2 protein-coding genes are annotated in these 1284 nt (G+C 73.2%); both read left to right on the forward strand.

The annotated features are described in order from the left end of the window. Positions 1-780: Gfo/Idh/MocA family protein (locus tag G9H71_RS22745; protein WP_166285013.1), on the forward strand; the 780-nt coding region annotated here is incomplete at its 5' end. Continuing rightward, on the forward strand, positions 777-1284 hold a 508-nt coding region (locus G9H71_RS22750; RefSeq protein WP_166285014.1), incomplete at its 3' end, for a DUF993 family protein. The genes G9H71_RS22745 and G9H71_RS22750, both read left to right, overlap by 4 nt.

Below are 1284 nucleotides of genomic sequence, written 5' to 3' on the forward strand. Positions count from 1 at the left end.
CTCGTCGACGCCGCCGACTCTGCGGGCATCATCTCCGGGGTCGTGCACGACAAGCTCTACCTGCCCGGCCTGCGCAAGCTGAAGAAGCTGATCGAGGCGGGGTTCTTCGGGCGGATCCTGTCCGTTCGTGGCGAGTTCGGCTACTGGGTCTTCGAGGGCGACCTCGAGCCCGCGCAGCGGCCGAGCTGGAACTACCGCGCCGACCAGGGCGGCGGGATGGTGCTCGACATGTTCTGCCACTGGAACTACGTGCTGGAGAACCTCTTCGGCCCCGTGGAGGCCGTCACGGCCAAGGCGGTCACGCACATCCCGCGGCGGTGGGACGAGCAGGGCGAGCCCTACGACGCGACGGCGGACGACGCGGCGTACGGCATCTTCGAGCTGGCCGGCGGGGTGATCGCGCAGATCAACTCCTCGTGGGCGGTGCGGGTGGACCGCGGGGAGCTCGTCGAGTTCCAGGTCGACGGGACGCACGGGTCGGCGGTCGCGGGGCTCTTCGGGTGCCGCGTCCAGCCGCGCGTCCTGACCCCGAAGCCGGTCTGGAACCCGGACCTGCCGACGACGGAGGACTTCCGCAGCCAGTGGCAGGAGGTGCCGGACAACGAGGCGTTCGGCAACGGCTTCCGCGCGCAGTGGGAGCAGTTCCTCGTCGACGTCGACGCGGGGCGCCCGCACCCCTACGACTTCCGGGCCGGCGTACGCGGCCTGCAGCTCGTCGAGGCCGGCCTACGCTCCTCGGCCGAGGGCGTGCGCGTGCCGATGGCCGCGGTGACGCCATGACCACGGTGCTCGGTGCCGACACGGTGCGGGTGCCCTCCCCGTCCGGCTGGCGGGAAGTGCCCCTGCGCGAGCCGCGCGCTTGGCCGGAGCACCCGGGCGGGTTCCGCAGCCGGGTGGCCTTCGCGGCGGCGCACGTCGTCGCCGACCCGCTGGGTGACAACGTGCCAGGAGCACCGGCGGTCGTGGACTGGGAGTCCACGCTCGCCTTCCGGCGACACCTCTTCCGCTACGGCCTTGGCGTCGCGGAGGCGATGGACACCGCGCAGCGCGGGATGGGCCTGGACTGGCCGGCGGTGCAGGAGCTGATCCTGCGCAGCAGCGCCCAGGCGCTGGCGGCCGGCGCGCGCATCGCGGCAGGGGCCGGCACCGACCACCGGGCGGACCTGCACACCCTCGACGACGTCGTCGACGCCTACGTCGAGCAGGTGGAGTTCGTGGCCTCGACCGGCGCCCAGGTCATCGTGATGGCCTCGCGGCGCCTCGCCGCCCTGGCCGACCGCCCGG

Source organism: Motilibacter deserti, from assembly GCF_011250635.1.
Taxonomy (GTDB): domain Bacteria; phylum Actinomycetota; class Actinomycetes; order Motilibacterales; family Motilibacteraceae; genus Motilibacter_A; species Motilibacter_A deserti.